Raw genomic sequence first — 5,975 nt, 5'->3', positions numbered from 1 at the left:
CCGCCGCCCCGAGCCCTGGCGGGTGGCGGCCGGTCGCCGCGGCCAGCTCCCGCAGTGAGCCGTGTTCGCCGGCCAGCACCGTCTCGTTGATGCGGCGGATCTGCTCGACCAGGTCGTCCAGCAGCGGGCCCAACCCGCCCGGGCCGACGAAGGTGAGCAGCCCTGCGGTGCCCAGGGGCGCGAACCCGGCCAGGCCGCCGCCGAGGTGCTCCGGGTCGTACCCGACCAGTCGTACCCCGCCCGGGTCGGCGCGGCCGACGGCCCGCAACAGCAGCGCGGACACGACCGCGTCGCAGCCGGCGCGGTCGTCCCCGGACAGGTGCACGTGCCCGGCGTCGAGGAGCGGCACCAGCGCGGGCACCGGGTCGACGTCGTCGATCCGGACCGTGCCGACCCGCAGCGCACCGGGCGGCTCGGCCCGGCGGGTGGGCGTGGGCGTCCAGCCCGGCCAGTCGGCGCCGGCGCAGCCGGGCGCCTCCCGGCGGGCGGCGTCGGCGGCGTGGCGGGCCAGCTCGGCGATCCCGGTGGCGTGCCGGGCGTCGATCTCGGCGAGGCGACGGTCCCGTTGGGCGCCCACCCGCTGCGGTACGGCGGCGGCCGCCCGCCGGACCCGGGTCAGCCGTTCGCGGCCCGCCGTCAGCTCGGCCTGGGCGGCCGACAACCGGGTACGCGTGGCACCCAGCGCCTCGGAGAGGGTGTCCCGGATGCGGGTGGCGAGCTGGCCACGCCGGTCAGCCATCGGAACCCCGGCGGGCCGGCGCGTCCCGCCACGGACTGCCGGTCCGCGGCGGCAGCCCGGCGCCCCGCTGCGGCACGACGCCGCCGGACGCCTGCCTACCGCTAACCGCGCCAGGACGTGGACCGACGCCGCCGGAGGGTGGCTCGGGGGACCGTGGATTCGCCTTCGCGGAGCGTTGCTCAGCGGGGCGCGGACCCGCGTCGCCGGGGCGCTGGTCACCGGTGGCCTGCGGCGTGCCGGTGGCGACGGGCAGGTCCCGGCCGAGGCGAGCGAGCAGCAGCGCGGTCGCCACGCCGGCGGTGACCGCGGAGTCGGCGGCGTGGGGCGGCTCTCCCGACGCGCGGGGTGGCGGCATCCGGCACACCCGGGTCAGCAGCGTCTCCAGCACCGGCGGCGGCAACCCGGGCAGCAGGTCCCGGACCCGCCCGTCCAGCTCGCCGCGCAGCCGGCCGAGGTCGGCGGCGCGGGGCGGATGCCCCAGCAGCTCACCGGCCAGCTCCCGCAGCAGCGGTGGCGCGAGCGCGGCCATGCCGAGCCCCACGTCGGCGGGCGCCCGCCGCAGCGCGGTGGGCAGCCGGTCCCGGTCACCGGCGCGCACCCCGCCGACGACCCGGCGCAGCAGCTCCTGCGAGTCGCGCAGCCGCTCGTCGGGCTCGTCCGCGTCGCCGTCGCGCCCGCCGGTCAACTCGGCCACCCGCACCGACCACCAGCGACGCATCCGAACCTGCTCGGCCTGCTCGGGCGCCACGGTGGTCGGCCCGTGCGGCGGGGCCGCGTCGTGGCGCGGGTCGCGCTGCTGCGGGCGGGGCGGCGGAGCGCCGTCGGCGGCCAGCCCGATCGCGGCCAGATACGCCGACAGCTGCTCCTGCGCCACCCGCAGCGCGTAGTTGGCGCTCTCGGCGTGCTCGGTCGCGGCGGACAGCTCGGGCACCCCCATCGGGTTGGCCGACTCCTGTCGTACCCAGCGCAGCCGTTCCGCGGCCAGGCCGAACTTCTCCAGGGCCTGCCCGAGCAGGCCGACCGGGAACTCCTCGCTGGCCGCGCGGACCTGGCCGCCGATGTCCTCGATGATGGACACGGTGGCCTACAGGGTGGAGACGTAGAGCTGCGCCTGCTCGACCGCGACCAGTGTCGCGGCGAGACACTCCTCCAGCTCCTGGCTGGCCTGGGTCAGCGACGCCTGGGCCGCCTCGACCGTCTCGTGCCCGCTGCCCTCCAGCGCGCCGGCCAGGGTCTGCTGCGCCTCGGCGAGCTTCTCACCGGCCGCCTGGACGGCTGTCTGCCCGTCGCCGATCTGTTGGAGAGCGACATCGATGGCAGCCTTCAGCTCGGCGACGCTCGCCACGGCGGAACCTCCTGGGGGCGGGGAGATCTCCATTAGAGCTTACTGGCGTCCATGGGAGAACATCCGCCCTGGCGGTGTTCCTGCCCGACTGACCGTTAACCCACCTGAAGTGCCGGGAGTCCGTTCTGTGGGAGTCCCAGTATGAGAACTTCTCAATTATCGCGGAGCCAGCGCGGGCCGTACACCTCGGCGCCGAGGGCGGTGACCCGCTCGCGCAACTCCCGGTCGGCGGTGACGACCAGCCGGCGGCGCTGCGGCGCCGCCTGCACCAGCTCGACCACCGTGTCGTCGCCGGAGCCGGGGGCGGAGACCACGCGGACGTCGTCGGTGCCGGGCACGTCCCGGGCAGCGCCCTCGACCACGAGGACCACCTCGACCGGGGCGGTCAGACGGGCGGGCAGGCCCGTGGCGGCCACCGGGGCCAGGGAGTCCCGCAGCCGGGCGGCGGCCCCGGCCCGGTCCCGCCACCATCCGTTCGGGCGCGAGCCCACCACGTTGGCGCCGTCCACTATCAGCAGCGGGTTCTCAGTCATGGCGTCAGCCTGCCACCTGCGGCCGGCGCCGGCCCGGTGCCACTCCACATCGCGGTGGGCGCCGCTGCCTGCGGCGTTTGTCGGGCCGAGCGCCGGGTAGCCCCTGGCGACCGTGCCGCGCCCGACTGCGGAGGACAGACATGATGGGACCCGGTGACCCTGGCTCCGACCCGTGGGACGAATTCCTGGCCCGGTACTTCGGCCGGGGTGAGGGAGGACGCCGACCGCCGCACCGGGTCGACATCACCCGACTGATGACGGCCGACGCCCGGGAGATGCTGGCCGACGCGGCCCGCCGCGCCGCGCAGCGGCAGAGCAACGACCTGGACACCGACCACCTGCTCTGGGCTGCGCTGCAACGCGAACCCCTGCGCGACCTGGTACGCCGGGCCGGCGCCGACCCGGACACCCTGCTCAACGCGCTGGGCGGCAAGGGCGACGGCGCGCCGCGCGGGGAGGTGCCGCCCAACCTGTCGCTGACCCCGGCGGCCAAGCGGGCGCTGCTCGACGCCCACCAACTGTCCCGGGCGATGGGGGCCAACTACATCGGCCCCGAGCACATCCTGATGGCCCTGCCGCTCAACCCCGAGTCGCCGGCCGGGCGGATGCTGGCCGCCGGTCGGATCCAGCCCGAGTCGTTGCAGGCCGCCAACGCCGAACGCGGCCCGATGACCGGGCCGAAGCCGGACCGCGGCACACCCACCCTGGACCAGTACGGGCAGGACCTCACCGACCTGGCCCGCGCCGACCAGATCGACCCGGTGATCGGGCGGGCGGACGAGATCGAGCAGGCGGTGGAGATCCTGTCCCGGCGGACCAAGAACAACCCGGTGCTGATCGGCGAGGCCGGTGTCGGCAAGACCGCGATCGTCGAGGGTCTGGCCGAGCGGATCTGCGACGGCGACGTGCCGCAGACCCTGCTCGGCAAGCGGGTGGTGCAGCTCGACCTCGCCGGCCTGGTCGCCGGAACCCGCTACCGGGGTGACTTCGAGGAGCGCCTCAAGAAGGTGATCGACGAGATCCGGGCGCACCGGGACGAGCTGATCATTTTCCTCGACGAGATCCACACCCTGGTCGGCGCCGGTGGGGCCGGCAGCGAGGGCGGAATGGACGCGTCCAACATGCTCAAGCCCGCCCTCGCGCGGGGCGAACTGCGGGTGATCGGCGCGACCACGCTCGACGAGTACCGCAAGAGCATCGAGAAGGACGCCGCGCTGGCCCGGCGGTTCCAGCCGGTGCTGGTGCCCGAGCCCAGCGTCGACGACACCATCGCCATCCTGCGTGGCCTGCGCGACCGGTACGAGGCCCACCACCAGGTGCGCTTCACGGACGAGGCGCTGGTCGCCGCCGCCGAGCTGTCCGACCGGTACGTCACCGACCGGTTCCTGCCGGACAAGGCCATCGACCTGATCGACCAGGCCGGCGCCCGGGTCCGGCTGCGCACCCGCACCCCGGCGTCCGACGTGCGGGAGCTGGAACAGCAGCTCGACGACGTACGCCGGGACAAGGAGCAGGCCGTCACCGACGAGCAGTACGAACGGGCCTCGGCGCTGCGGGACCGGATCTCCGAGCTGGAGGAGGAGATGCGCCGCGCGAGGGGCGCTGACGGCTCGACCTCGCAGGTGCCCGAGGTGGGCCCGCAGGAGATCGCCGAGGTGGTCTCCCGGGCCACCGGCATCCCGGTCAGCCAGCTCACCGAGGAGGAACGCGACCGGCTGCTGCGCCTGGAGGGCCACCTGCACGAGAGGGTGGTCGGCCAGGACGCCGCGGTCACCGCTGTGGCCGAGGCGGTGCGCCGCTCCCGGGCCGGGCTGGCCGACCCGGAACGCCCGATGGGCAGCTTCCTGTTTCTGGGCCCCACCGGCGTCGGCAAGACCGAGCTGGCCCGCGCCCTGGCCGAGGCGTTGTTCGGCGAGGCGGACCGGATGGTCCGGGTGGACATGAGCGAGTTCCAGGAGCGGCACACGGTCAGCCGGCTGGTCGGCGCCCCACCCGGGTACGTCGGCTACGAGGAGGCCGGTCAGCTCACCGAGGCGGTGCGCCGCCGCCCGTACGCGGTGGTGCTGCTCGACGAGATCGAGAAGGCCCACCCCGACGTGTTCAACATCCTGCTCCAGGTGCTCGACGACGGGCGGCTCACCGACAGCCAGGGCCGCACGGTGAACTTCAAGAACACCGTCCTGATCATGACGAGCAACCTCGGCTCCGAGTTGATCACCGGAACCCAGCGGGCCGTCGGGTTCGGCACCGGCGCGCCCGGCAGCGAGCAGGAGAACGACGAGCTGCGCGAACGGCTGATGCGCCGCCTGCAGGAGAACTTCCGGCCGGAGTTCCTCAACCGCATCGACGAGGTCATCATCTTCCGCCGGCTGGAGGCCGAGCAGTTGCGCGACATCACCGCGCTGCTGCTGGAGGAGACCCGCCGCCGGTTGCACGCCCAGGACATCCAGGTGGAGTTCACCACCGCCGGCATCGACTGGCTGGCCGAGCACGGCTACCAGCCGGAGTTCGGGGCCCGTCCGCTGCGCCGGGTCATCCAGCGGGAGGTGGACAACCACCTGTCGCGGATGCTGCTGGAGTCGGCGATCTCGCCCGGGCAGAAGGTCATCGTGGACGCCCGCGACGGGCAGCTCACCTTCGACGTGACCGCAGGTGAGCGGGGGTACACCGCCGCCACGACAACACACCCGCGATGACCGGGCCGGCGCGACGAGACGACCACGAGGACCCGCGTGAGCACGCGGAGTCCGCCAAGCCCCGGGACGAGGACGACGACGAGGACCATCCCGACCCGATCCTGGCGCCCCCGACCGCGAACCCGCGCCGCACGCGGGTGCCCGCCGAGGGCCTGCATCCGAAGACCGACCAGGACGACCCGGAGACGTCGGGTCACCATCGTCGAGAGGAGACCTGATGGTACGCGACACGCGGATCGACCCCGAGGTGGAAGTGCTCTGGGAGGACTTCCACGCCGAGGTCAACGTCCCGTCGGAGCAGCTGCGCACCTGGCTGCTGACCCGGGGCTCCGGCGAGGAGTCGTTCAGCCCGAACCCGGACCTCGACCTGCCCCAGCCGGGACGGGAGATCCTCAAGGTGCTCAACAAGCGCAAGGTCGACCTGACCCCGGAGGACATCGAGGTGATGCGGGAGGCGGTCGAGCGGATCCGTGAGCTGATGGACGCCAAGCCCCAGCGCGGCAACGCCGACGACAAGTGGCGGCACTCGCTGCTCGACCTCGGCCACGACCCTCTCGTCGAACGCTGAGCGATGCCGTACGCGACGGTGCCGTCCCGGGGCTTGGCGTCCATCAGCTCACGGATCCGCTCGACCGCCTCCCGCATCACCTCGATGTCCTCCG

6 protein-coding genes and 1 pseudogene are annotated in these 5,975 nt (G+C 74.1%); 3 read left to right on the top strand and 4 right to left on the bottom strand.

Features of this window, described 5'->3' with window-relative positions; all coding sequences use genetic code 11:
- The 4 genes and pseudogenes from AB0J68_RS24975 to AB0J68_RS24960 form a co-directional block, all read right to left on the bottom strand.
- Nucleotides 1-739: pseudogene (locus tag AB0J68_RS24975) on the bottom strand (cell division protein FtsK); the annotation flags it as partial.
- Nucleotides 732-1,817: a hypothetical protein gene (locus AB0J68_RS24970; RefSeq protein WP_363940624.1), complete on the bottom strand. Its 1,086-nt coding sequence runs from the start codon at nt 1,815-1,817 to the stop codon at nt 732-734. The gene AB0J68_RS24970 and the pseudogene AB0J68_RS24975, both read right to left, overlap by 8 nt.
- 6 nt (nt 1,818-1,823) lie before the next feature.
- A complete protein-coding gene (locus AB0J68_RS24965) occupies nt 1,824-2,084 on the bottom strand; it encodes a hypothetical protein (protein WP_007076395.1) in 261 nt (86 codons plus the stop codon).
- Between the two features lie 152 nt (nt 2,085-2,236).
- Nucleotides 2,237-2,617, bottom strand: a complete 381-nt coding sequence (locus AB0J68_RS24960; protein WP_234582026.1) for a hypothetical protein — start codon at nt 2,615-2,617, stop codon at nt 2,237-2,239.
- 140 nt (nt 2,618-2,757) lie between these two features.
- On the opposite strand from AB0J68_RS24960, the gene AB0J68_RS24955 reads away from it, so the two are divergent.
- From AB0J68_RS24955 to AB0J68_RS24945, 3 genes are read left to right on the top strand one after another with little or no spacing between them, the layout of a single operon-like run.
- Nucleotides 2,758-5,313: an ATP-dependent Clp protease ATP-binding subunit gene (locus tag AB0J68_RS24955; protein ID WP_354860346.1), complete on the top strand. Its 2,556-nt coding sequence runs from the start codon at nt 2,758-2,760 to the stop codon at nt 5,311-5,313.
- Entirely contained in the window at nt 5,310-5,531 is a 222-nt protein-coding gene (locus AB0J68_RS24950) for a hypothetical protein (protein ID WP_354860347.1), read from the top strand. Before AB0J68_RS24955 ends, AB0J68_RS24950 begins: the two co-directional genes overlap by 4 nt.
- The gene (locus AB0J68_RS24945) at nt 5,531-5,881 is read left to right on the top strand and encodes a DUF3140 domain-containing protein (protein WP_354860348.1); all 351 of its coding nucleotides are present in this window, start codon (nt 5,531-5,533) and stop codon (nt 5,879-5,881) included. Before AB0J68_RS24950 ends, AB0J68_RS24945 begins: the two co-directional genes overlap by 1 nt.
- The last annotated feature ends 94 nt before the right edge of the window (nt 5,882-5,975 follow it).

The organism is Micromonospora sp. NPDC049580 (assembly GCF_040675595.1).
Taxonomy (GTDB): Bacteria; Actinomycetota; Actinomycetes; order Mycobacteriales; family Micromonosporaceae; genus Micromonospora.
The sequence above is the reverse complement of the archived record's forward strand: the minus strand, read 5'-3'. Positions and strand labels throughout refer to the sequence as shown.